Raw genomic sequence first — 25,721 nt, 5'->3', positions numbered from 1 at the left:
ATCGTCGTGGAGTACCCAAAATTTTAGACTGCTGTTGGTGTTCCCAGATTAATCTGCAGCAAGTAAATCTAAAATCTAAAATCTAAAACCAACTGACTCTCCCGAGTAAGATAGCCTAGAAGCAGGGACAAATGTGATTCCAGCAGATTACACAAAAAAATTATGAGAACCAACCGCACCCGCAGTCAGGAGCGTATTTTAAACTTGCTCAAAGTCATGAATCGATCGCTCTCAGCGCAAGATATCTACTTAGAACTGCGTAACAGCGACCAAAGCATGGGCTTAGCAACCGTTTACCGCTCCCTCGACGGTTTAAAGCGAGAGGGGTTCGTTCACGTCAGAACCCTTGCTAGCGGCGAATCTCTCTACGGTGCCGCCCATCAAGACCAACATCACCTCACTTGTCTCGAATGCGGCGCATCCATCACGATCGATGAGTGCCCGGTTCATCACTTAGAAAGCCAATTACAACAATCTCATTCTTTCAAAATTTATTATCACACATTGGAATTTTTCGGATTGTGCGATCGGTGTACTTTGGCTCAAGAATCTTAAATAAGTCATTAGTCATTAGTCATTAGTCATTAGTCATTAGTCATTAGTTATTAGTAATTGGTTGTTAGTTATACCAAATCCGGGTTTGGGATACCCTTTATGAACCAGTCGGGGCCGGCGGACTTTGTTTGACTTTCTGGCGATTTCAACCGCCGAATCATCTTATTGGTTGCTCGGCGATTGAAATCGCTTCTTGTCAGACAATACCACTCCAAGCGAGTTGAATTAACTCTTAGCCTGCGGCGGACTTTATTTAAAAAAAAGCAATTTTAATCGCCTATTTTAACCCACTAAGACAAATTCTTCAACTCATTGTTAGTAACAGGATCGCTCACAATCGATCGCAATCCTTCCATCGTAGCGGGGATGCTGCGCGGATCCATAAACATCACCTTGCTGCTGTCGCTGCTGCCAATTTTTAAGCCCATATCCAGATAGTTTTGAGCTAACAAAAACTGTAAAGCTTCCCGCGCATTGGGGTCGTTTTGCAGGGTTTTGCCGATAATTTGCAAGGCCTCAGAAGTAGCTTGTGCTTTCAAAACCTGACTTTGGCGTTCTGCTTGGGCTTTCAGGACGATCGCCTTTTGTTGAGCTTCCGCCTCCAAAATAGTAGCTTTTTGGCGCGCTTCTGCATCCAAAACCTGCGCTTCCGCCTTACCTTTGGCGCTGTTAACTGCTGACTCGCGTTCGCCCTCGGATGTCAAAATCGACGCCCGCTTCCGGCGATCGGCTGCCATCTGCAATTCCATCGATTCCTGTACAGTTTTAGAAGGGATAATATCGCGCAATTCTACCCGCGTTACTTTCACTCCCCAAGGATCGGTAACAATATCTAAATCTTTGAGCAAGATTTCATTAATTTGAGAACGAGCCGTAAAAGTTTGTTCGAGATCCAGTTGACCCATTTCCGCGCGAATTTGAGTCAGCACCATATTTACCATTGCTGACTGAAGATTCTCAACTTTGTAACAGGCTTTGTCCAAGTCTACAATTCGCCAGTAAACCACAGCATCAACCGTGATCGAAACGTTGTCGCGGGTAATACAAGCTTGCGGGGGAACATCTAAGACTTTTTCCCGAATAGTTTGCTCGTAAACTACGCGATCGAAAAACGGTGTCACAAAATTCAAACCAGGTTCGAGTTTCTTGCCATTATATTTACCTAAAGTCTCTACTAATGCTTGATTTCCCTGATTGATAATCTTGACGGAACCTGCGAGGGCTGAACCGCCTAATGCTAAAAACACGAGTAAAAATAATTGTTCCACAGTTGCCTCCTATCAATTTTGAATGTTGAATGTTAACTGTTGACTGTTGACTGTTGACTGTTAACTGTTGACTGTTGTTCACTAATGACTACTGACTAATGACTACTGACTAATGACTACTGACTACTGACTACTGACTACTGACTACTGACTACTGACTACTGACTACTGACTAATTACGCATTTGGTTTAAGAATGCAATAAGTTTTCTGGTAAAACTATCAAAGTAGTGCCTTTTCGTCCCACGACAATGACGTTTTGGTTGGGAGGGATGGTGGCCTTGGTGTCTTCGCAACGAGCTTGCCAAGAATTCCCCTCATAAATCACCCGTCCAGCTTCGCCGGGGGGAATTTCTGTTAAAGTTTTAGCTTCGTGAGAATCTGCGATCGCCCTTACCTTGCCTTTTGGTATCAAGCGCCGGGACACCAGCACAAAAACTGTCGAAAATACCATCCACAGGAATATCTGTAAATTAACATAAGGTAAAACTAGAGAGCATCCAGCTACAGCGAAGGCGCTCAGCCCCATCATAAAAGCCACAAAAGCAGTCGGGAGAAATAACTCTGCCAAACAGAGCAAAGTCCCAGCTAGCAGCCAAAGAAGCGTGGGAGTCAAGATCATAAAAGAATTGGTGATACTATGAAATATCTTAGATTGGAAAATTGAGATTTTAAAAGTGCCAACAACAGACTCTGCAAGGGTTTGCGAATTGCTGGCCCGATCGCGGTATCGGGTTGAGGCTGCTCCGGCCCCAGTCAGGGTTCGATCGTACTCAAAGTTAAAGTTTTAGTAACTTAGATTACAATTCTAGCCGATCTCCATTGGCAGCAACTACAATTTCTAGCGCCCCAAAGGCAGTTAAAAAATTGATAGGGGCTAAAATCAGTTTATTCTCAAGCTCGTGAATTGGAGCTGGAGAATCAAATATCTTCAGAATGTTTTTACACAAACTCTTTCGATATGATTAGTAGTTTCTCAGAACCCATTTATTGCCCGAATCTGAGCTGTCCCGAACCCCGCAATACCTTTGGCCGCCAGCACTGTGCAGCTTGCGAAACCAATTTAATTTATCGGTATTTGTGGGCTGTGGGCCCAGCAGCCGAGGAAGTGCCGGCGGGTAAGGTAATAGCCGATCGATATTTTGTCATTGCACCCCAACTCTGGCTAGAAAGCCGTCCATCTATTCCTCCTAGCGTCCCCGAACAACTGCCCGATAGCATCGCGCCATACCTGCATTTGTATCCCCAACGGCTGCATACGCCGGAAGTATACGGTTTTTGTTCCGTGGGGGAAGAACCCGAAGCCACTGAGGTGCTGTTGCTGGAAAATGTGCCAGTTAATAATTTTGGTAGCCTGCATCCTTCTATTTTAGAAGCTTGGGCTCACACCGGTGCGGCGCGCCAAGTTTACTGGCTGTGGCAAATGCTTCAACTGTGGACACCGCTTTCGGAACAAGGAGTCGCTGCGAGTTTGCTGGTACCGGAAAATTTGCGGGTGGAAGGTTGGCGGGTACGCCTGCTGCAACTGCACCCTGGAAATTTTGTACCGACGGTTAAGGATTTGGGAGATGTTTGGTCTGGTTTGGTGGAATCTGCCGCGCCAGAGGTGCAGTCGAGACTCGGAGAGATTTGTCTGTTTATGCGCCGCAGCAGCATGAATTTAGAGGCGATCGCCCTAGAACTCAACGATTTATTATTAGAACAAGCGGCTTTATTGCCCCTGCACTTAGAAGTAGTAGGCATGACTGATACCGGGCCGCAGCGCGCCAAAAATGAAGACAGTTGCTATCCCGTTGCTGCGGATTTACAATTTAGCAAAACTTCAGATGGCGACAAACTAATTCCTTACTTAACAATGGTTTGCGATGGGGTTGGAGGCCACGAAGGAGGAGAAGTTGCCAGTCAATTAGCGGTGCAGTCCCTGAAAGCTTTAGTTCAAAATTTGCTCGCAGAAATCGCTGAACAAGAAGAGTTGATGACGCCAGAAATGGTAATTAAACAACTCGAAGAAATAGTCAGAGTTGTGAACAATGTTATTTCCAATCAAAATAACGAGCAGGGAAAAGAGTTGCGGCAGCGGATGGGCACGACTTTGGTGATGGCCCTCCAGTTGCCTCAAAAAATTAAAGTTTCCGATGATTTACCGTCGAATAACAGTCACGAACTTTATTTGATCAATGTTGGAGACAGCCGCGCTTATTGGATTGGCAAAAATTACTGTCAGCGGCTGACTGTGGACGATGACGTAGCGTCAAGGGAGGTCAAGCTAGGACACAGTTTATACTGGGAGACTCAATTGCGATCGGATGCAGGAGCCCTGACTCAAGCTTTGGGTACGCGAGACGGCGATTTCCTGCGCCCGACGATTCAGCGATTTATTCTCGAAGAGGAAGGCTTACTGCTGCTGTGTTCCGACGGTTTGGCCGACAACGACTGGGTAGAGCAATCTTGGGAGAATTACGGCCCTCCGGTGCTAGAGGGCCAAATGTCTTTGGAAACTGCTGTTCAGTCTTGGATTAGCCTCGCCAACGAGAAAAACGGTTACGATAACACCTCTGTCGTGGCGACTTACTGTCGGACGTCGCCGGAGAAATTGGTACTGTTTCCTCCCGCCTCAGCGCCAACCTCAGCAGCAGTGTCAGCGCCAGTGTCTCTCCAGTCGGTGTCCCTGCCAATGTCAGGGTCAGCATCTCTCCAGAAGACCGGGAAGATCCCAGAATCTCAGCTTTCAGAATCGTCCAAACAGTTGCTGTATCCCGAAACAGTCCCCGCCCCGGAACCAGTTCAAAAACAGCAGTCCAAACGTTGGTTGCCGCTGCTGGGGCTGTTGGGGCTGATGTTAGCCTTTGCAGGTTTAGGTTTGTGGGTACGCAGCCTCCAAAGCCCTCAGCCAGAGCCCGAACAACTTCCGCCACCGCCGGAAACTTCCGTCCCAAGCCCTGCAGAAAGTCCCTCGCCCGGTTCACAGAGTCCCTCGCCCGGTGCTGAAAGTTCCTCGCCGTCGCCAGAATCAACTCCTGCCGAAATTCCCGCGCCGGCGCCCGAATCAACTTCTGGCGAAAGTCCCGCGCCGGCGCCCGAATCAACTTCTGGCGAAAGTCCCTCGCCGTCGCCCGAATCAACTCCTGCCGAAATTCCCGCGCCGGAAGCGGAAACTCCTTCGCCTTCACCGCAATAAAGGAGATTTCAATCAGCGGGACGTTTTAAAGAATGCAGATACTTTCCGGCGGCACGGTAACTCGAACTCGATCGCCAATTTGGTGCCGCTGTAAGTCATCTCGGTGCAAGTTTTGTCGGCGAAGGGCGATCGAGCTTTTAGCAGTCAAGCGCACCCTATAGCGCGTATCAGTGCCAATATAAATCGCCTCTTCTACTGTTCCCGGCCAGCTATTTTCAGCATCATAATTAGCCGGATAAATAGCAGCTTTTTCCGGCCGCAACACCAAGGTAACAGTTTTCCCGACCGGCAAATCTTCTGCAGCCGCAACTAACACGGGCAACTCTTGGTCAACCAACACGACTACTTGACCCTGTTGCCTTTCTACTACTCGCCCGGTCAAAAAATTGCTGTCGCCAATAAAATCAGCAACAAACCGCGTTTTCGGATATTCATAAATATCAACAGGTGTCCCGACTTGTTGCAGTTTTCCTCCTTCCATCACTGCAATTCTATCCGACATTGTGAGCGCTTCTTCTTGGTCGTGAGTTACATAAATAAATGTAATTCCCAATTTTCGCTGCATTTTTTTTAATTCTAATTGCATCTCTTTACGCAATTTTAAATCCAGCGCTCCCAGGGGTTCATCTAACAGCAAAACAGAAGGCTCTTTGACCAACGCCCTCGCCAGCGCTACTCGCTGCTGCTGTCCCCCTGACAGTTGGCGGGGATAGCGTTTTTCTACATCTGTCAACTGTACTAATGCTAAGGCTGCCGCCACGCGATCGCGAATTTTTGGCTGAGGCAAATTCTCCATTTCCAACCCAAATGCAGCATTTTGTGCTACTGTCATGTGCGGAAATAAAGCATAATTTTGAAATACCGTATTCACTGGGCGGTGAAATGGCGGGCGATTTTGCATCGGTTGGCCGTGAATGTAAATTTCGCCTGCTGTGGGAGTTTCAAAACCTGCGATCGTTCGCAAAGTTGTAGTTTTGCCACAGCCGGAAGGGCCGAGCAAAGAAAAAAATTCGCGATCGAAAATTTGCAGGTTGATGTTATCTACAGCTAAGAAATCTTGACTGCGGACACTTTTAAATATTTTGGAAATGTTGACAAGTTCGACTGCGTGCATTGTGTTAGTATCTATGAGTTATAGCATTTCGAGCGAAAGATGAGGTGCCGCTGGGCATTACCTCACAACGCGATCGAACTGCTATATGAGCAATAAAAAATATGAGTTATAGTCCGGTTAAACTGATATATTTTACTATTCTTAATTACTTGTTTAGGAACGGGCAAGATGCTTGTTCCACAAAACTTAATTTTATTGTGGAACGGGCCGGAGAGCCCGTTCTTAACGATGGCGCAACTCCAATACAAACTAAAAATTTAAGCAAACCAGCCCGCCACCTGTTTGATATCTACTTTCCAGATCCTGCTTTAACTTCCGTCCAAGCTCGATCGTACAATGCAGTTGTTTTCCCGACATCCTGCAAAAACTTCATTTTAGCAAGCACCTCAGCCGGCGGATAAATTTGAGGATTTTTCAAATCTTTAGGATCGATTAAACCTCGATCGAGGGCTGCTTTATTCGGCGAGCCAAAGTGGGTAAAATTAGAAATTTTTGCTCCTATCTCTGGTTCCAAAGTGAAGTTGATAAATTTCTCGGCTAACTCTTTGTTGGCTGCACCTTTGGGAATTGCCATATTGTCAGAAAACACAATGGTTCCTTCTTTGGGAATAGCGTAACGGAGATTTGGGCTCTCTTTCATCACCTGAAAAATATCGCCGCTCCATTCCATTGTCAAATTTACTTCTCCTTGCTCCAGCAGAGTTTGACCAGTGTCTGGGACAAAAGCGGCAATGATATTTTTATTTTTAATCAGCAAATCGCGGGCTTTGTTAATTTCTTCGGGATTTGTGGTATTTGGATCAAATCCTAAATACATTAAAACTCCTGCAAAAGTGTATCTGGCATCATCTTGCCATGCGACTTTTCCGTTATATTTGGGGTCGAACATCGCCGCCCAACTGTTGATATCGCCCTTGGTGGCTTTCAAGTTGTAGCCAATTCCCATTGTTCCCCACTGGTAGGGTAGAGAATACTTATTTTGGGGATCGAAAGATTGATTAATAAACTTAGCATCAAGGTGGATATTGTTGGGGATGTTCTGCAAATTTAGCGGCTCAATCATATTCTCCGCTGCCATGACTTTTACCATGTAATCGGCGGGAAATATTAAGTCGTAACCGGGGTTTCCCTGTTTGAGTTTGGCGTAGAGTGCGTCGCTGTTCTCGAAAGTGTCGTATTGAATTTTAACATTGTTCTCTTTCTCGAATTGGGCGATCGCTTCTGGGGCGATATAACTTGCATAATTGTAAATGTTGAGGACTTGCTGTTGGTTGCCACCTGTGGGGCTGCAGCCGAAAGCTACCGTTGCACTCATCACAAACAAAAGTAAAAATTTCAGCAGGCGTTTCATAGGTTTGGTGAGTTATATCGAACAATAATTATGACACAAAAAACATTTATTTAACTTTTTTGAACTTTTAGCGACGATACAACCAGCAACAAGGAAGCCAGCAACATCAAAGTTGAAATAGCATTAATCGCTGGCGTTACTGAAAATTTTATCATGCCGTAAACAAATAGTGGCAGAGTCATGGAACCGATGCCAGTGGTGAAGAATGTCACGACAAAATCATCTAGGGACAAAGTAAAAGCTAGCAATGCTGCGCTAAAAATAGCGGGCCAAATCAGCGGAAAAGTGATGCGCCAAAAAGTCCGCCATTCGTTAGCGCCCAAGTCAAAAGCTGCTTGTTCTAATTGAGGATCGAGTTCCGCCAAACGCGCCCTGACAGTAATCGTCACAAATGAAATATTAAAGACAACGTGACCGATAATTACTGTAGGTAAGCCGAGATTGAGGCGAATTCCGGTGAGATTTTCTACGATCCGAAATGCGAGAGTAAAGAAAACTAGCAGCGAAATGCCGATCGTAATTTCGGGCATAATAATCGGCAAAAACAGTAAAACTTCTACGGCTTTCCGTCCCGGAAAATGAAAGCGTTCCAACGCTAGCGCCAGCATTGTACCGAAAATTGTCGCTACCACAGTGGAAATAGCTGCAATCAGCAAGCTGTTGTTGAGTGCGGGCAAAATTCCGCTGCTGCTGCTGCTAGCAATCGTCGCACCTGTATTGCTAAATAAGCTGCGATACCAATCGAGGGTAAAACCGCGCCAAACGGCATTGAATCTGGAGGTGTTGAAGGAGTAAATAATTAAGATGAGAATTGGCAAGTAAAGAAAGGCAAATGCTAGTATAGCTTGTACCCATAGCCACTTTTTCCCCGTCGCCCGCACGAGCAAATCTAGTTTTGTTTTAGTCATTAGTTAGTGGTTAGTAGTTAGTGGTTATTAGTTAGTGGTTAGTAGTTAGTTGGTAGGGGCGGTGGTTATTTGTTAGTTGGTAGGGGCGGTGGATGGTGCGTGCCCACCCTCTTAGTTGTCAACAGTCAACAGTCAACAATCAACAGTCATTGGTAATTCGGAATTAGAATCAACAAATAACAAATAATACCAAATCCGGGTTTGGGTTCCCCTTTATGAACCAGTGGCCTCCGGCCGACATCGTTTGTGTAGACGCGGTTTCAACCGCCGGATCGTAAAGGGGGTATGTTACTCGGATTTGGTATAACAACTGCCACCAACAACCAATTACCAAAAACCATCGCCTCAAATAAATAATCTCATAAACCCGCCCTCACCTAACTGTAAATCTCAATTTATAGCGGTTCTCAAGCTTAGTGAGGTATGCCCAATGCCCTATATCCTATGCCCTATGCCCACTCCTAGCACCTCATGTTAGGCTCGAAAGGCTATACCTCTTTAAGTTTCATCAGAGACGTGGAAGTAAACCAAAACAGGAATCAATATGATTACTGTTAATAACATAGAAAGGGCGGAACCAAAGGGCCAATCGCGGGCTTTCATAAACTGATTTTGAATCAAGTTTCCCACCATTACTGTTTTAGATCCGCCCAATATATCGGGAGTAATAAAAGCGCCAACTGAGGGGACAAACACTAAGATTGAACCTGCAACTATTCCGCGAGTTGTCAATGGGAAAAATACGCGCCAGAATGTTCTAATATCATTTGCTCCTAAATCTTGAGCTGCTTCTACTAATGAAAAATTGAAGCGTTCTATGCTAGAATATAAAGGTAGAACCATGAAAGGTAAATAGCCGTAAATCAGACCGATCGCCACAGCGAAAGGTGTAAAAAGCAAGTTTAACGGTTCGCTAATAATTTGCAGGCTTTGCAGGGCTGTGTTAACTACTCCTTCGCTACGCAGCAAAATTATCCAGGCGTAGGTTCTTACCAAAAAGTTAGTCCAAAATGGAATAATTACTAGCAAAAGCAAGGCATTTCGCCAGCGGGGAGGACGGGTGGCGATGAAAAATGCTAGGGGATAGCCAACTAAAAGGCAAGCTGCGGTTGTTAAAAAAGCTAAAAAGAGCGATCGGCCAATTACTCCTAAAAAAAGTCCGCTGAACAAACGCTGGTAATTGTTGAGAGTAAATATCGCAGTAACGCCGCCATAAGTACCGCGTTCTAAGAAACTGTACAAAAGTACAATTAGCACTGGCAAAATGAAGAAAACAATCAGCCATGCAGTGGCGGGGAATAATAGCAGTAACAGGCTATACAATTTTCGATTTTCGATTTTCGATTTTCGATTGGGAAGGATCGATTTCATAAGGGTTTGTGGCTACCCGCGCGTGTTCTGGCTAATAATGATGCAACACATTTTATATCAAATCAGGCTTAAATACTTTCTTGATTTCTCAGTCTGCGGAGGCAAACGAGAGTTGTGCGGTAGCGGTTTCAGCGGTAAATTGCGATCGGGAATTTTCATTTTTTACCTTCGGAGGATGGTAATTGGCGGTTTAAGTCAACATTCAAGTTTTCGCGGCGGAATTGGAAGCGGAAGACTACTTTGCGATCGCCCGCTGCATTTTGATTCGGATTCGCATCTAATTCTCCCCGCCCAGAAACTAATACTTTCTGTTGCAATTGGGCTTTTTTAGGAAAATTTACCTCCTCGGAAAACATATAATTAGAAACAGCTAAAGCCCTTCGCAAACTCAGTTCCAGATTTTTTGGTTCTGCACCGGCAGAACTGGTATGTCCTTCAATGACAACACGAGAAATTTGTTTTTCAAACTGTTGGTTAGCAAAAAGCACTTGGCTGTAAATGGGAATGAAGGCTTGCAAAAACTTTTTCCCTTCTGGTTTAAGCACAGAACTGTTATTATCAAACAAAATGCGATCGCGAATACTGACATCTCCGGTTCCGGGGTCAACTGTAAAAATATCTTTGTTTCCAACTTTCCCTTCTAAAGCATTGACAATAATCTGCGGCAGTCCTTTAAATGCGTTTTGATATTGCTGCAATTCCTGTCGCAGTTTTTCCACCTGAAGGATTTTTTCATCGAGCATTTTCACCTTTTCGCTGAGTTGAATTTGCACAGTGATGAACAGGAGGGCGAACAACATCAGCAAGCCGGACATTAAATCGCCGATGGACAGCAGGACGCTGGAATCTTCCTCTTCTTCTATTTCCGGTGAATTGTCTAAATCTGATAAATCTTTCATTTTTGCACTGTTAATTAGTTTGTCGTGAGGACTTCAGCCCTCAACCTATTTCTAAATATCATCCCAAACGCGACCATATTCTCTAACTGGATGAGGACTGAAGTCCTTCTTTATCAGTAGTAAAGTCCTAAATACAAACCTCACTGTTGATAGCTTATTTCTTCGTTCCCAAATTATCAGCAGCAGCCACCAAATAATGAGCAACCTGCATTAAACCGTCAGAACTTTCTTGCAATCCGCTGCACACTTTCGCCATCGAAGAATCTGCTTGTTCAAAAAACTTGTGCTGGGATGACGTAGTTTTTTCCAAATAGCCAATTAATTGATTGTTACCAGACTGCAGCGCGCGATCGAACTGATCGCTCATATTTTGATACGCACTCTCAACCCGCCGCACTTGTTCTTGTTCCGCTTGCAAAGCTGCATTTAATTGATTCACCAAACTTGTATAGGTAGTTTGCAACCTTTCCCCTTCGACATTGAACTGATTTGCCATTTTTTCATACACGCTTTCTACCCGCAACACTTCTTGTCCGGTTATCTTGGCTAGTTCCTGCAACTGTGCCAATCGCTGGCTGGAATTCAACCCCACAGAATTAGCAAACTGGCTCACTTCTGCAGCTGTTGTCAAAATTTTGTCCATACTTTCGTCAACTTGCTGCGACATCAATTTGCGCTTCTGCGATTCTTCTTGAAAAACTTTTTGCAAGCCCAGTACAACCTGCGCTAAACCTTTTTGCTGTTTACCTAAAGTACCTTCTAATAAGTTGTTTTGTGCGGTAAAGAATTGCTGGAGAGAGGATTGATATGTAACCCGGAAGTTGTCTAATTCTTCCTGGACTGTAACGCGGGTATTTTGCAGCATAGTGTCAACATTTTGCAAACTACCAACCAGATTTTCTCGCGCTTTGTCCATCAGTCCGGAAGCTTCATCGCCAACTGCTTTAATGGTATCTGACTGAGTTTGAAAAGCTGCGTGGGTGGCATTTAAAATATTGGTCATTCTGGCTTCAACTCCTTCTAGCATTTCCTTTTCTTGTGCTGCTTGAGTGTGGAGAGATGCTTGCAAGTTATCTTGGATTCCTCTAAAGGTGTTGGCGGCTTCTTGGGCGCTTTCTTGGAATGCTGTTCTTTGGGCTTTCATGCCTTCAATACTTTCTCCAACTCCCGATCGCATTTCGGTAGCCATTTCTTGCAAAACGCCGTGGGTGTCTGTCTGAAACTGTCCTAAAATCTGCTGCAAGTTGGTGGCAAATTCCTGCAACTGCACTAATGTATCTTGCTGGAAAGTTTGAATTGTCAGGATAGATTGTGCTAAACTAGAAGATATTCCGCCCAATTCGTTCTTGAGTTCTCTGACAGCTTCGGATGCTGATTGAGTTAACTGGGCGCTTTGATCTAACCGCCCTACTACTGGTTCGATTACTTCGGTGCGGAGTCCTGAAAGTAGGTTGTTTAATATCTCTTCGCCTTGGTCGGCTTTAATTTGTTTGAGTAAGGATAACTCTTGGCGAATATCTTGAAAAACTGGGGCCATTGCTAAACCGATTTGCTGTCCGAGTTCCTGGGAGTTGACATTGCTTTGGGCTTCAACAATTTGAGCAAATCCGGTTCTCATTGTTTCGGTTGCAAGGGCGATCGCACTTTCAACATCGCCGCTAGAATTGGCGCGGGAAAATATTTGTTCTGGGGTTTGTAATTTGGCGATTTTATCTAATTTATTGCGTAAATTATCGCGATTAGCAATGCGCGCGCGATCGCCCCAAGCCAAGACAAGCGTAAATATGCTAGAAGAGCCCAAACCCATCAAAGAAGTCGAAAACGCTGTTTTCATTCCCTCCAGCAACGTGCCGATCGATGGTAGCAATTCTTTGGTATCTTGCAAAGAACCCAAATTAACATCTTGCAAGCCGGTTTGAATGCCGTAAAATGTACCTAAAACCCCCAGCGCGACTAAGGTGCTCGGTACAAACCGCCACTGACTCCGGGGTGCCGATCGCCCTAAAATTGCGGGATACTGAAACAACACAAACCGCCCGGATTTTACCTGCGCCCTGTAAGCATCGCCGCCTGCGGTAATTTCGCCCGCCAAGTGTTCGCTAAACCAGTCTAGCAGCAGTTTCCAGGTATCTGCAGGTGTTTCCCGCTGCTGCAGTGCGATCGCCCCTGATGTACCGCTGTCTGACTTCGAGCTCAAATAGTCGATCGCATCAGAAGTCGATCGGCTTTTCGCCCCCAGATACCGCTGATATTGCTTCACAGAAGTATACTCGCCCCAAACAGCCACGCCCAGCAAAATTAGCGCCGCCCAGTGAAAAATGCTGTTCTGCCAAATTACCCCAAAAATAGCAGTCAAATAATTAATTAATTGCATATTGACAACCCGTTTAATTTGTGTATTTTACTCGAATCTCAATTATCAAAAAAACCAACATTAACGTTTTAATATAACATTTCCCACCGTCAAAAAAACACTATAACTTTCAGCTAATCGAGCGCATATTTCACTTTTATTCATAAATTATGTCATCATAAATCAAAAATGAAGAGGTACAAAATGTCAGCAGAATCGCCAGCCCCAAAAATAGTCGTCGTCGGCGCAGGATGGGCCGGTTTAGGAGCCACCTATCACCTGGCCCAGCAAGGCTACGACGTAACTTTGTTAGAAGCAGGCCCTCAGCCGGGAGGCTTAGTTGCGGGGTGGAAAACCGCCGGTGGGCGTTCCGTAGAAGCAGGCATTCACGGCTTCTGGTATCCCTACAAAAATATCTTTTCATTAGTCAAGGAATTAGGACTCGATCCGTTTACGCCTTGGACTCGTTCCTGTCAGTATTCCCCCGCCGGCTTGGAAGTAGAATCGCCAATATTTCAGGACGAGCCGCGACTTCCCACACCGTTAGGAACCTTTCTCTACACCAAATTTAAAAGACTGCCATTAGTCGATCGACTTTCAGCCTTACCTTTACTCTACGCCGTCCTAGATTTCGACAACTCCGACGCAGCTTGGCGCAGGTACGATCGCGTTACAGCCCGCGAATTGTTCAAACAATTTGGCGTATCTGCGAGGCTGTACCGCGATGCTTTTGAGCCGATGTTATTAGTAGGTTTATTTGCACCAGGAGAACAATGTTCTGCCGCCGCAGCTTTGGGAATGCTTTATTATTTCATCTTAGCACACCAACCAGATTTTGATGTCGTTTGGTGTCGGGGCACTGTCGGAGAAAAAATCTTTCGCCCCTGGGTCGATCGCCTGGAAAAAATTGGCGCTAAAGTCTTGACAAATCAACGAGTTACTGATTTAATTTTGGACAGCAACAACCGAGCTACTGGCGTGGTTTGTGGCCATAAAACCTTCGAGGCAGATGCAGTTATTTTTGCAGTTGGCGTTACTGGAATGCAAAAAATTATTAGCAGCAGCCCCGCTTTGCAAAGCCGCCAAGAATTTAGGGACGTAATGAATTTGGGTGCTGTTGACGTGTTAGCTGTTCGTCTCTGGTTTGACAGAAAAGTTAACATTCCGCTGCCTTCAAATGCCTGTTTTGGATTTAGTTCGACTACGGGTTGGACATTTTTTGATTTGAATGCTTTGCACGACGAATTCCGAGCGGAACCGGGAACAGTTGTCGAAGCTGACTTTTATCACGCCAATCAATTGATTCCCTTGAAAGATGAGGAAATTGTTGCTTTAGTGCAGCGAGATTTAGCGACTTGTATTCCCGCTTTTCGGGATGCTCAAGTAATTGACAGCAGCGCGATTCGCTTGTCGCGGGCGGTGACGCATTTTGCACCGGGAAGTTATCAGTATTTGTTGCCTGCGGTAACAAGTTATGATAATGTATTGATGAGCGGCGATTGGGTTGTTACCCGTCACGGTTCTTGGTCGCAAGAAAAGGCTTATGTTACTGGTTTGGAGGCGGCAAATTTGGTAATTTCGCGTTTCGGAATTGGCAGCAGAGCGGCAGTTATTCCTGTAGAGGCTGATGAACCGCACATTCAAATCGGGAGACAGATTAATCAGTTTGCTCGCAGTTTGACTAATACTTTTATTCCCGATTTTTGGCTGCCGTAATGAGAAGGAAGAAGTCCGTTGTCAGTTGTCATTGTAGGGTGCGTATTTTTTAGATTTAGTACAAAAAGCTATAGTTTTCTCTGATGACGCACCCTATTAATGATATCAAAAAAACCGGGGTTATTACCGATATTGACAGTTATTGTAGGGTGCTAAATGCACACTTTACAATAACTGCTTAAAGCAATAAAGTCCCTCTTCCTGATGACTATTGACTACTGACTAATGACTACTAACAACTAACAACTGCCAACTGACAACTGACAACTGACAACTATCGCCAATAAGGCCTGCCTTTCCAAAAAACTCCTACCGTAATTCCGATTAGTGCGGCTTCCGATAAACTTGCTAACAAAGGAGGTATGGGCAGAAATGACTTTAACACCAAACCCAATAGCACGCACAAAACTAAAACCCACAAATTAATTTTATTGAGCAAATATTGCTGATGCCAATGCTCTAAAAAGTACACTGCTAAAGCTCCCATTCCCACTGCGGCAACGAAAGGTATCAATATCCCTAGGGAGGAGCCGTAGAGAAGCGTCACGACGTTGCGGATTGCGCGCGATTGCGTGAAACCCCAGGCTAAAAATAGCTCAACTCCAATCACGATTGAGTTGACGAGGGCGGCAATTTGCAGCATTTCTCGCCAAGGTAAAAGTTTTAAGCGGCGCAGAGAATTACTCACGATCGGCAGATTCGGTAGGTTGCTTTGATTTTATAACAGTTTTGTCCGGGCGATCGACATTAACGACTATTTGTAAAGTAAAATGAAGACAAAGGGCAGTCTCTTGACAAATTCACCAAGAGCATCTGCCTGCTTGTTGTTGGAACTGTGAAAGGAAAAAAGTTATGGTGGAGAACACTGTCGATTGTGCTGTAGCTTGCGTCAATGGCTGCGTTTTGGGCGACAAATGCCCGAAGCGAGAATACGCGGCGGCAACGTCAAACTTTATTGAAAATACCTCTCTCGACAAAATGCTGGAAATGGCAGAGGAAGCGATCAGAAGGAAACGGACGGAACCTCCCAAATGGGTAATTCCTGATTTTCCCGAATAGAGTTAGCGCTACTTAGAAAAAGCATCGCCCTTTCAAATGGGCGATGTTTTTTGTATTCCCAATGAAATATAACATTTCTCAGAAAGATAAGGTGCCATCGGGCCTGGGGCGGAGCGAAGTGGAGGGATGGGGCATAGGGCATGGGGCATAAGGCATATCTCACAACGCGATCGAACCGCTGTAGCAGATCCAAATCAAGATATTTCTTGGGATAGAAGCTAAAAAAAATAAAAGCAGTTATACTGACAATTAATTAAAGCATTTGGCAATTAATGAATATTTAGATAAAGCCAATAGCTAAATTACGAACTATTGAATAAAATCAAAAGAAATTAGGAGAAAATATCGTGGTACAGCCAAAGAAACGAGCTGAAAAAATAACAGAAGAGCGCGAGAATTCCAGCGATTTGCCTCAAGAAATTACCGAATCTTACGGCACCGGCGTTATCGTTGAACCGGGATTGAACCAATATGAAATCACAACCTTGAACGACAGCGGTTCGGAATACGGTTCGAGCAGTTCCCAACTCAGCGGCGACGATGGCGAGGTTGCTGCGGCGGAACAAGAACGTGCTACTGGCGAGGAATTGGTGGGGGGAAGCGCTCCAACTCCCGACCAAGATATGGTTGACGAACTCGGAGCTGCGGCGGGCATTGAAATGGCCGACGGAGCTATTTTGCACACAACAGATATGCTGGAACATCGAGATGAAAGTCGGTGGGAATTAGACCCAAGTTCTGCGGAAGATTATCAGGATAGGCCGGATTTATAGGTTTATTTGTTGTTACTTTAGGGGAGCAATTGCCTAAATATTTGATTACTACGTAAAACGCAGATTGAAGGCCGACGCAATGCTCTTTTAATGCCGATCTTGTCAAGGTTCGTAATGTGGATGACTGTCCGCACTACGAACGGCTTTTGTTATGGTAATTGACCGGATATGGTATGAATGCAAGATGTCTAATCTGCGATTGGTTAACGGCCTCCAATTTGGACACCGGAGGCCACCATTTGTCGCGCTTTTTGTCGGATTGGAAGTTCGATCGCAAATTCGGTTTCTTGGCCTGGTATCGAACAACACTGCAAACTGCCGCCGTGCTTTTCTGTGACAATGTGCCAGCTAATTGACAAGCCGATTCCGGTACCTTTGCCGATCGGCTTTGTGGTAAAAAATGGGTCAAAAATACGATCGCACAACTCCTTGGTCATTCCCGGCCCGCTGTCATAAATTTTAATAATTGCTGTGTTGGAGTTGCTGACTTTCGTACAAATCCGAATCACGTAGGGATTTGCTTTAATTTCCTCGAATTTTTTTTCACTGCAGGATTCTTCTATCGCATCGATCGCATTAGCTAAAATATTCATAAATACCTGATTGATTTCCCCGCCGCAGCACTCTACATTTTTTAAATTGGGGTCATACTCTTTAATAACTTCAATCGCGGGACGGTTCGCCTTAAATTTTAGCCGATTGTGCAAAATCATCAGCGTGCTGTCGATACCTTCATGAATATCAATCAACTCCATTTCTCGCCCTTCTTGCCGCGAAAAATACCGCAGAGACAGAATTATCTCGCGAATGCGATCGCCGCCTATCTGCATCGAGCTTAGTATTTTCATCAAATCTTGCTGAATGAATTCTAGCTCCACGGCTTCTGCTGTTGATGTTATTTCCGGTACCGGATCGGGATAGTGCTGTTGGTAAAGTTCGAGAACCTTGAGAAGATCTTCAGCATAATCGCGAACGTAATTGAGATTGCCGCAGATAAAATTCACCGGATTGTTAATTTCGTGAGCAATTCCTGCTACCATTTGCCCCAAAGCCGACATTTTTTCGCTTTGAATTAGTAGCGATTGAGCGTGCTTGAGATCGTGCAGGGACTTCTGCAAATTTTCCTGTATTTGTTGCCTGTGGTTAACCTCTGCTTGTAGCTGCAGGTTGGCTTGAGAAAGTTGCACAGTGCGATCGTCCACCCGTTGTTCCAACTCAGCAGCCAGTTGTTCCAAGTTAATTTGAGCTTGTTTGCGATCGACAATTTCCTGCTCCATCTGCACATTTTGCTGCTGAAATTTTTGAGTCAGCTTGCATACGCTCAAATGCGCTTTAGCGCGAGCTAAAACTTCTTCATTTTGAATCGGCTTGGTAACGTAATCAACGGCCCCTAAACTAAATCCTTTTACCTTATCTTCCGTCTCATTCAGCGCGGTCATAAAAATCACCGGAATCTCTTTTGTCAAATCGCTAGCCTTCAAACGCCGGCAAGTTTCAAAACCGTCAATTCCCGGCATTAGCACGTCCAACAAAATCAAATCCGGCAGCGAGTATTCAGCTTTTTTGATAGCGCTCTCTCCCGTCCGCGCCACCAATACTTTAAACCCCGATTCCGTCAAAAAATCAAACAGCACTGCCAAATTATTCGGGTTATCATCAACGATCAAAATTGCGCTTTCTTCCCAAGATAAAATACTCATATTTCACTAATTCCTGTATTTTTCTACAAATTCTAAAATTTTTTCTTCTTCAAAACTTTTAGCTAATTGATTGAGATGGTTGGCGAAAGAGACATATTTAATATCAAGTTTTGCCAATTTTTCTGCTTGTTTTTGAATACCTCCTAAGTCACCCATCATGGCTAATTCAAAGAGTAAATCCATTTGCTCTGCCGGAGGAGCAATGATTTCTTCACGCTGAATTTGAGATTGGTTGTGAAAAACTTCAGATTCTGCGTTCGGGTATTGCAGCTCCTCACAAATCCATTCTAAGCCCAAATGAACTTGCAAGCAATTTAAAAGTTCCTCAGCCCGGATAGGCTTGGGAATAAAAGCATTGCATCCTGCTGCTAGACTTTCCTGCTTTTCCGCTTCCATAATACTAGCAGAAGTGCCGATTGCTACCACATTTTGTAGTTGGGGAAACTTGCGAATTTGGCGCATCGCTTCAAATCCGTCCATCACCGGCATCACCAAATCAATCAAAATACAATCCGGTTGAAATTCTAGAGCTTTATTCACACAATCTTGACCGTTGGTCGCCTCAATTATTTCAAAACCCAACGGTGCCAGCAGATGAATTAAAACCGAGCGATTTTCCCACCTATCGTCCGCTACTAAAATTTTCTTATGAGCACCCTTGAAACCCTTAATATTTTTGGGAGAATACTTATTATTTTTAGCTGGGTTTTCAACTGCCAGCAACTCCAATTCAAAGGAGAAAATGCTACCTCTGCCTAAAGTGCTTTCTACTTTCAATTCACCGCTCATAATCTCCACTAATTGGCTGCTAATCGCCAATCCTAAGCCTGTCCCCTCAGTATGGCGCGGACTATTACCTACCTGTTCAAAAGGTGCAAATATCTTTAGCAATTCATCGGCAGCGATGCCAATTCCCGTGTCTTCTACTTGAAACCGAATCTTCACGTTCGCAGTAAGGACTTCAGTCTGAGTTCCATCCTTTACACAATCGACTGCGGAGACCTTAAAAGTAACTCCACCCCTTTCAGTAAATTTAACTGCATTGCCAATTAAATTAATTAAAATTTGCCGTAACTTCTTTTCATCAGCCAAGATTATAGCGGGAAGAGATGAAAGATATTCGCAATTAAAAGCTATATTTTTTTGACCGGCTCGGATGCTAAAAATGGCAGTTATGCTTTGAATAAAATCGGGAAAATTAAATTCTGTTGGCACGAGTTCCATTCTTCTAGCTTCGATTTTAGAAAGGTCTAAAATATCCTCTATCAAAGCGAGCAAGTGTTCGCCACAGCGGTGAATAACGCCAATTCCCTCCTGTTGTTGGGCTGAGAAATGTTTGTCGCGCTTAAAGATTTGAGCGTAACCTAAAATGCCGTTGAGGGGCGTTCGCAATTCGTGGCTCATGTTAGCTAAAAATTCGCTTTTGGCGCGGCTGGCATCTCGCGCGTTGGCTTCTGCTTTTTGGCGTTCTTGAATTTCTTCGGAAAGCAGGGCATTTTTTTCGTTTAATTCTTGGGTGCGTTCTTTGACTTTTGCTTCTAGGGTAAGGTTGTATTCTGCTAGTTGTTGGTTCGCCGTTGCTAAGTTTGTGTAAAGGCGGGCATTTTCCAGGGCGATCGCAGCTTGGGAAGAAAGCAGTTTTAATACTTCCAAGCGATCGGGAGTAAAAGCGCCGGCGATTAAATTATTTTCTAAATAAAGGATGGCTGTTAATTTGCCTTGATAGACGATCGCCACGCATAACACCGATTTCGGCTGGTGTTCGATAATGTAGGGGTCGTTGTTGAAAATTGCTTCGCTGCTGGCATCGTGGAGGACAATATCTTCGAGAGTGCGATCGACAAAATTGATTACCGATCGCGGATACGCACAATCCAAGCCCGCGCTTGAGAGCACCCGCACATCTGCGCCCGCTTCTCCCGCAGCCTCAATCACAAAATCACCGTTTTTCGGCGCGATCAGACACCCCGTTTGCGCCCCAGCATTTTCCAGCAAAATCCGCATCAATTTTGCCAGCAAAGCATCAAGAACAATTTCACCGGAGATGGCAAGAGATGCTTTCATAACTGTCGCGAAATCTAAAGCTTTGTGACTGCCAATAACGGTTGCCAAAGTTGCATTCACAGTCTGGTTACTCATTGTTAAACTTTCACTTTCCGGCATCCGTACAATTAACTGCGGATATCGTTCCTCCAAATCAGCAACCTTAGCATTCGCACCCCAGCGGATATAACCGTAGTAAGCGTCAGTCATGTAAACCTTAGCAACTTTCTCCCTACCGAGAGAGAGATAAAACTCGGCGGCTAATTCATTCGCTAAAGCTTCTTCCTGAATGTATCCCTGTTCGCCGGAATGTTGAATTGCGCGATCGTAATAATCCATCGCCCGGTCTTTTTCTCCCAACACCCGCGCCTTTTCTGCCTCAACTAATTCGTATTTATGCTGGTAATTCATGGGTGCGTGGTGCGCCCATTTCTGCATTTTTTCCTGATTCGCTGCTACCTGCATCAAGTGTTTTTCTTGTTCTGCACTGTCAGCCGTTGGATACACAGCGAGGAGTGCTAGCGAATAATAAAAATTGTGCGTACCGATCATCATGAAGCCAATTACTGCTGGTGCATATTCTGCCGCCAAAGATGCGTCAGCAACGGCTTCTTCTGGATTTTTAAATAAGTAATTAAGCAGCAGTTTAGCCAAATAAAACTTAAAAAGTGCCATTTTGTTATTAGTTCTTTGCAGCCTAGGCAACATTTCTGTTCTACTGAAATTTTCACCTATCAAGCGACAACTATTTTCTGGTTTGTTTCGCAAATTTAAAATTAGTTGACCCGAAATCTCCAGAAACTCTTTTGCAACTTCTTGTTTTAAATTTTGGACTAAATTAAAGTTATTTGCTTGTTTTTCTGCTACATTGTCTAATGGTTCTCCAATTAAAAATAAACACCAAAAAATGCTGTTCGTACAATAAGAAGTATATTCTAAATCTCCTGTTGCTAGACCGCTTTGTACCGCCTCGATCAAAGGTGCGATTGTCTCCCTGGCGTGGTCTTTCCAGTGCCGCACAAAAGTGTTAAACATATTATAAACTTTGCATTTCAGTTCTTTAGCATTGAATTGCTCTAATAACTTCAAACCTAGTTGTCCAGAATGATATCCACTGTCTATCTCTCCCAATGCGCCAGCCAGCAACAAGCCATACCAACTATATGCGATCGCCCCAAGTGCTGAATGACCCCGTTTAATCGAAAAATCCACCATTGTGAAGATTATCTGTGACAAGAGTTCTGGTTTGGCGACAAAAACAGGAGAAATAACAGCCGAAAGTATCCGCATTGCGGCCAACTGATAGCTATCAGTCATTATCGGAACATTTTCTAGTTCCTCAAGCTGAGGTAATTTAATCCCAGTCAGACCTTTGGGGGGGATTTCTGACAGGAAAAACCCCAATATTTTCAAAGCTTTTAAACCAGTATCAATGGCTTCAATCATCTGGTTTTGAGACATATAAGACTGGATTTGGAGTTCGTAAACCTTAACTTGGTCGAGCCGGTTTGTCGCGTGTTGCAACACGATATCTGCTAATTCTTGCGATCGCCCAAAATTAGTATTGAGATATTCAGCCTCCGCTGCTTCTACGTACAGGTTCAGCGTCAAGTCATAATCCGTCTGCCAACTTGACCCTATACTTACGGCGGACTGAGGGGAATTAATCAGTTCCAAACCGACATTCAAATATCTGACAGTAGCTTCATAAGCATTGGATGCTTTAGCTTTTTTACCAGCAATCAGATTCAGTTTTGCCAGTTCATTTTGTTCGGCTTTTTCTTTGAGTAATTCAACACCTAAATTGAGTTGATTTACAATATCAAAGACATTTTCATCAATCTCGGAGATGGGAGTATTTTCCAGCAGCAGTTGACCGATTTTGAGGTGCATTGCTTGCTTTTTATCATCGGGAATCAAAGAATAAGCTGCTTGCTGCACTCTGTCGTGCAAAAACTTGTAGCCAACCTTAACATCTTGCAGCCCGGAAAGCCCCGTTTCCGAACCTTCAAAAACCAACGGAATTTTGTAATCGTTGCTCAGCGGCAAAATTAGCCCTGCCTGAAGAGCATCCCAGAGACTTAATGCTGTTTCTTTTTGAGATTTTTGGCTGACAATTGCCAGGACTTCTAAATTAAACCGGTTGCCAATACAAGCTGCTAATTTTAAGGCTGACTGCGCTGCCGCCGACAACTTCCGAATATTTCGAGCGATTAACTCTACGACATTGCAGTCAGTAATCCCGATTGCTTGGATGTGCCCGATATCCCACTGCCACCTACTCGATGGAAAATCGTAAACTAACAGTGTTTCTTGATAAAGAGTTCTGATTAACTGAGTCAGAAAGAAGGGATTTCCTTGAGTTTTGTTAAAAAGTAGCTCTGCTAAAACTTTGATGTTTGGGGAAATTTGGCTTTCTAAAGTTTCGGAAATTAATTGCTCTACATGACTCAAATCTAAGGAATTCAAAACAATATTGCTGACTTTTTCTGGAAGTCCTGCCTCAGTTTTTTGGATGTTTTCGATGGTTTGAGTCAGCGGATGGGTGGCGCTGACTTCGTTATCTCGATAGGCTCCAATTAGCAGCAAATATTTGCTTTCTGAATCGGTCACTAGCAGTTCAATGAATTTCAGCGATGCGGAATCTGCCCACTGCAAATCGTCGAGAAAAACAACTAGCGGGTGTTGTTTGGCAGTAAAAACGCTAATGAATTGTTTAAACACCAGATTAAATCGGTTTTGCGATTCTGTCGGCCCCAATTGCGGGACTTCCGGCTGTTTCCCGATAATTAGTTCGACTTCGGGAATCACGTCTATGACAACTTTGCCGTTAGTTCCCAAAGCGGCTAGCAATTTTTGTTTCCAAGCTTGGATAGATGCTGCACTTTCTGTTAGCAATTGCCGAATCAATGACTGGAATGCTTGAATCAGAGAAGCGTAGGGAATGTTGCGCTTGAATTGGTCAAATTTACCAGAAATGAAATAGCCTCGCTGCCGAACAATGGGTTTTTGAACTTCATTTACTAAGCAAGATTTGCCGATACCGGAATAACCGGAAACGAGGATTATTTCTACGCCAGCATGGGAATTTGTATTGTTTTCTACACCGCTAACTCGGTTAAAGGCGGCTAGTAAAGCGGCGACTTCAGCTTCTCTACCGTAGAGTTTTTGGGGGATGAGGAGTTGACCGGCGCGATCGGCATTTCCGGCAGTAAAATCAGATATATTGCCAGTAGCTTGTAGTTGCACCAGACAAGTTTCGAGGTCAAATCTCAGCCCGTCAGCGCTTTGATACCTATCTTCCGCCATCTTCGCCAACAGCTTCATCACGATGGCAGAGATTGCTTCGGGGATTTCCGGCTTCAAACTGCGGGGAGTGGGGGGGATTTTAGCGATGTGACAGTGAACTAATTCTAAAGGGTCGATCGCCCTAAACGGCAATTCACCAGTCAGCATCTCGTAAAAAGTAACACCCAAGGAATAGAAATCGCTGCGGTAATCAATAGCGCGATTCATTCTGCCAGTTTGTTCCGGCGAAATATAAGCTAACGTACCTTCGAGCAAATTGGGATAGCTAGCCGTTGCGTTTTCTCGAACCAAGCCCGATGAGATGCTGAAGTCAGTAATTTTGACCTGATAGGTTTCGGGATGGATAATAATATTGTGCGGTTTAATATCTTTGTGAATTATTTGGTTTTGATGAATTTTACCTAAACTTTTGGCTAGTCCAACGGCAATTTCCAGAAATTGTTTTAAGTCAAGTTTGGTCGTCATTAAAAAATTAGATAAAGCCAAGCCTCCAAAATCTTCTAAGGTCAGCGCTACACCATTCTGATTAGTTTCTAGACGGTAGCAATTGACAATTTCTTCGATATTTTTCAGATGAGTTCGGATTTTATATTCATGTCTCAAGCGAGTAATTTCTTCCAGAGTCGGATATTCGGTGTTCAAGGTTTTAACGATGACTGGCAAATCCTGTTCTTGCCAGATTCCCCGATAAATCACAGTATTGACACCAGAGTAAATCTTTTCGGTGATTTTATAGCCTGTGAGTAAAATCATAGTTTAATAAATTTTAAGTTAAAGGGTTTGCAGCCAATTTGCACGAGTTGTACTATTGACGAAAGTTAATTAGTTGTGTGAGAGGGGTGGTCGGCGCGGTCGATCGCAAAACTTCCGAGATATACTCAAGCTTAGTCTAAGTCTTACAGCTTTGTCATTGGCTATTTAACTTAATCTTTAAACAGGCTTGGGACTGGCGTATAATTGGGAACAAGTAATGTGCTAAATTTTACTTAAATGAGATTCGGCGGTTTCAACCGCCGTCTTATCTTCTTCCTAATGACTAATGACCAATGACCAATGACCAATGACCAATGACCAATGACCAATGACTAATGACTCATGACCAATGACTAATGACTAATGACTAATGACTAATGACTAATGACTAATGACTCCTCAATCATTGCGAGTCAAACCCTGAAGGCTAACTTGCAAAACCGACAAACCTAAAATCAGCAAAAATAACACTAGGGCGATGGTACAAGCATAACCAATTTCCAAATCCTTAAAAGCCCGTTCGTAAAGATAATAAACAACAGTCTTAGAACTATTGCGAGGGCCGCCCTGAGTCATAATATAAACTTCTTCAAAAACCTTAGTAGCAGAAATCGCCGAAATCACCGCCACCAAAACTAAATAAGGCTTCATCAGCGGCACAGTAATATCCCAGTGTTTCCGCAAACCTTCCGAACCATCAATCGCAGCAGCTTCGTAAAGTTCTGCCGGAATAGATTGCAGCCCCGCCAAATAAATCACCATGTAATAACCCAACCCTTTCCAGATAGTAACTGCCATCACGCTAAAGAGTACCACCTTGGGGTTTGCCAGCCAAGAAACCGGAGGCAAACCCAACATTTCCCCGAACTGATTCAGCAATCCAGTTTCAGCAAACAGCCACTTCCAAGCAATCCCGGCGACAACCATCGAAATCACCGCAGGCGTGTAGTATGCTGCGCGGAACCAGTTCATCCCCCGCAGCTTTTGATTGCACAAAATGGCCATTCCCAGCGGTAGAACAACCAATACAGGCACTACACAGATCAGATACAGCAGCGTATTGGTCAAAGTTTGCCAAAAAGTGCGATCGCGCCACAACCGATCGAAATTCTTCAAACCCACCCACTGAGGCATTTGAGTTAAATCGTATTCGTAATTAGTAAAACTCAAATAAAAAGCTTGCACCGCCGGCCACAAAACCGTTAAAGTCAAAATAAATAAAGCCGGAAACAAAAACAAATAAGGCGTCAGATTTCGTCGGAAAAAATTCAAATGCATAAATTAGTTGTTATTGGTTATTAGTTATTAGTTATTATTTTACTCATCATACCAAATCTAGTTTCATCGGAATGATTAAACCGCGAAGACGCGA

General features: G+C 44.2%; 17 protein-coding genes. 5 read left to right on the top strand and 12 right to left on the bottom strand.

All coding sequences use genetic code 11. From position 1 onward, the window contains the following. The first annotated feature begins 162 nt into the window (after positions 1-162). The gene (locus tag QUA01_RS05310; RefSeq protein ID WP_194009360.1) at positions 163-555 is read left to right on the top strand and encodes a Fur family transcriptional regulator; all 393 of its coding nucleotides are present in this window, start codon (positions 163-165) and stop codon (positions 553-555) included. Positions 556-845: 290 nt separating this feature from the next. On the opposite strand, the gene QUA01_RS05305 is transcribed toward QUA01_RS05310, so the two are convergent. Next, positions 846-1,823 (bottom strand): SPFH domain-containing protein, encoded by a 978-nt coding sequence (locus QUA01_RS05305; RefSeq protein ID WP_333087312.1) that lies wholly within the window; start codon positions 1,821-1,823, stop codon positions 846-848. A 189-nt stretch (positions 1,824-2,012) separates the two neighbouring features. After that, a complete protein-coding gene (locus tag QUA01_RS05300) occupies positions 2,013-2,444 on the bottom strand; it encodes an NfeD family protein (protein WP_194065929.1) in 432 nt (143 codons plus the stop codon). 339 nt (positions 2,445-2,783) lie between these two features. On the opposite strand from QUA01_RS05300, the gene QUA01_RS05295 reads away from it, so the two are divergent. After that, the gene (locus QUA01_RS05295; protein ID WP_333087311.1) at positions 2,784-5,000 is read left to right on the top strand and encodes a protein phosphatase 2C domain-containing protein; all 2,217 of its coding nucleotides are present in this window, start codon (positions 2,784-2,786) and stop codon (positions 4,998-5,000) included. A 25-nt stretch (positions 5,001-5,025) separates the two neighbouring features. Here the strand turns inward: QUA01_RS05295 and QUA01_RS05290 are convergent, their stop codons facing one another. The 6 genes from QUA01_RS05290 to QUA01_RS05265 form a co-directional block, all read right to left on the bottom strand. Beyond that, on the bottom strand, positions 5,026-6,114 hold the full coding sequence (locus tag QUA01_RS05290; protein ID WP_333087310.1) for an ABC transporter ATP-binding protein: 1,089 nt from the start codon (positions 6,112-6,114) through the stop codon (positions 5,026-5,028). 289 nt (positions 6,115-6,403) lie between these two features. Then, positions 6,404-7,465 carry an ABC transporter substrate-binding protein gene (locus QUA01_RS05285; RefSeq protein WP_194065926.1) on the bottom strand — a complete coding sequence of 354 codons (1,062 nt, stop codon included), beginning with the start codon at positions 7,463-7,465 and terminating at the stop codon, positions 6,404-6,406. A 50-nt stretch (positions 7,466-7,515) separates the two neighbouring features. Continuing rightward, the gene (locus tag QUA01_RS05280; protein ID WP_194065925.1) at positions 7,516-8,373 is read right to left on the bottom strand and encodes an ABC transporter permease; all 858 of its coding nucleotides are present in this window, start codon (positions 8,371-8,373) and stop codon (positions 7,516-7,518) included. 498 nt (positions 8,374-8,871) lie between these two features. Then, a complete protein-coding gene (locus QUA01_RS05275) occupies positions 8,872-9,744 on the bottom strand; it encodes an ABC transporter permease (protein ID WP_228049723.1) in 873 nt (290 codons plus the stop codon). Positions 9,745-9,899: 155 nt separating this feature from the next. Continuing rightward, complete coding sequence (locus tag QUA01_RS05270) at positions 9,900-10,643, bottom strand: OmpA family protein (RefSeq protein WP_333087308.1); 744 nt, start codon at positions 10,641-10,643, stop codon at positions 9,900-9,902. A 154-nt stretch (positions 10,644-10,797) separates the two neighbouring features. Beyond that, on the bottom strand, positions 10,798-13,017 hold the full coding sequence (locus QUA01_RS05265) for a hypothetical protein (RefSeq protein ID WP_333087306.1): 2,220 nt from the start codon (positions 13,015-13,017) through the stop codon (positions 10,798-10,800). A 183-nt stretch (positions 13,018-13,200) separates the two neighbouring features. On the opposite strand from QUA01_RS05265, the gene QUA01_RS05260 reads away from it, so the two are divergent. Next, entirely contained in the window at positions 13,201-14,712 is a 1,512-nt protein-coding gene (locus tag QUA01_RS05260) for a hydroxysqualene dehydroxylase (protein ID WP_333087305.1), read from the top strand. Positions 14,713-14,986: 274 nt separating this feature from the next. On the opposite strand, the gene QUA01_RS05255 is transcribed toward QUA01_RS05260, so the two are convergent. Beyond that, complete coding sequence (locus tag QUA01_RS05255) at positions 14,987-15,400, bottom strand: peptide chain release factor 1 (protein ID WP_333087303.1); 414 nt, start codon at positions 15,398-15,400, stop codon at positions 14,987-14,989. A 164-nt stretch (positions 15,401-15,564) separates the two neighbouring features. On the opposite strand from QUA01_RS05255, the gene QUA01_RS05250 reads away from it, so the two are divergent. Both QUA01_RS05250 and QUA01_RS05245 read left to right on the top strand, forming a co-directional pair. After that, the gene (locus QUA01_RS05250; protein WP_194009348.1) at positions 15,565-15,771 is read left to right on the top strand and encodes a hypothetical protein; all 207 of its coding nucleotides are present in this window, start codon (positions 15,565-15,567) and stop codon (positions 15,769-15,771) included. Between the two features lie 347 nt (positions 15,772-16,118). Next, positions 16,119-16,544: a DUF6335 family protein gene (locus tag QUA01_RS05245; protein ID WP_333087301.1), complete on the top strand. Its 426-nt coding sequence runs from the start codon at positions 16,119-16,121 to the stop codon at positions 16,542-16,544. 203 nt (positions 16,545-16,747) lie between these two features. On the opposite strand, the gene QUA01_RS05240 is transcribed toward QUA01_RS05245, so the two are convergent. From QUA01_RS05240 to QUA01_RS05230, 3 genes are all read right to left on the bottom strand, one after another. Further along, positions 16,748-18,244: a hybrid sensor histidine kinase/response regulator gene (locus QUA01_RS05240; protein WP_333087300.1), complete on the bottom strand. Its 1,497-nt coding sequence runs from the start codon at positions 18,242-18,244 to the stop codon at positions 16,748-16,750. A 6-nt stretch (positions 18,245-18,250) separates the two neighbouring features. Continuing rightward, positions 18,251-24,349 (bottom strand): hybrid sensor histidine kinase/response regulator, encoded by a 6,099-nt coding sequence (locus tag QUA01_RS05235; protein WP_333087299.1) that lies wholly within the window; start codon positions 24,347-24,349, stop codon positions 18,251-18,253. Between the two features lie 399 nt (positions 24,350-24,748). After that, entirely contained in the window at positions 24,749-25,627 is an 879-nt protein-coding gene (locus QUA01_RS05230) for a carbohydrate ABC transporter permease (protein WP_333087298.1), read from the bottom strand. Positions 25,628-25,721: the final 94 nt, after the last annotated feature.

Origin of the sequence: Microcoleus sp. S36a_B3, from assembly GCF_036700745.1 — a bacterium.
In the GTDB taxonomy this organism is placed as follows: domain Bacteria; phylum Cyanobacteriota; class Cyanobacteriia; order Cyanobacteriales; family Microcoleaceae; genus Microcoleus.
This window is presented reverse-complemented; position numbering and strand designations above follow the sequence as displayed.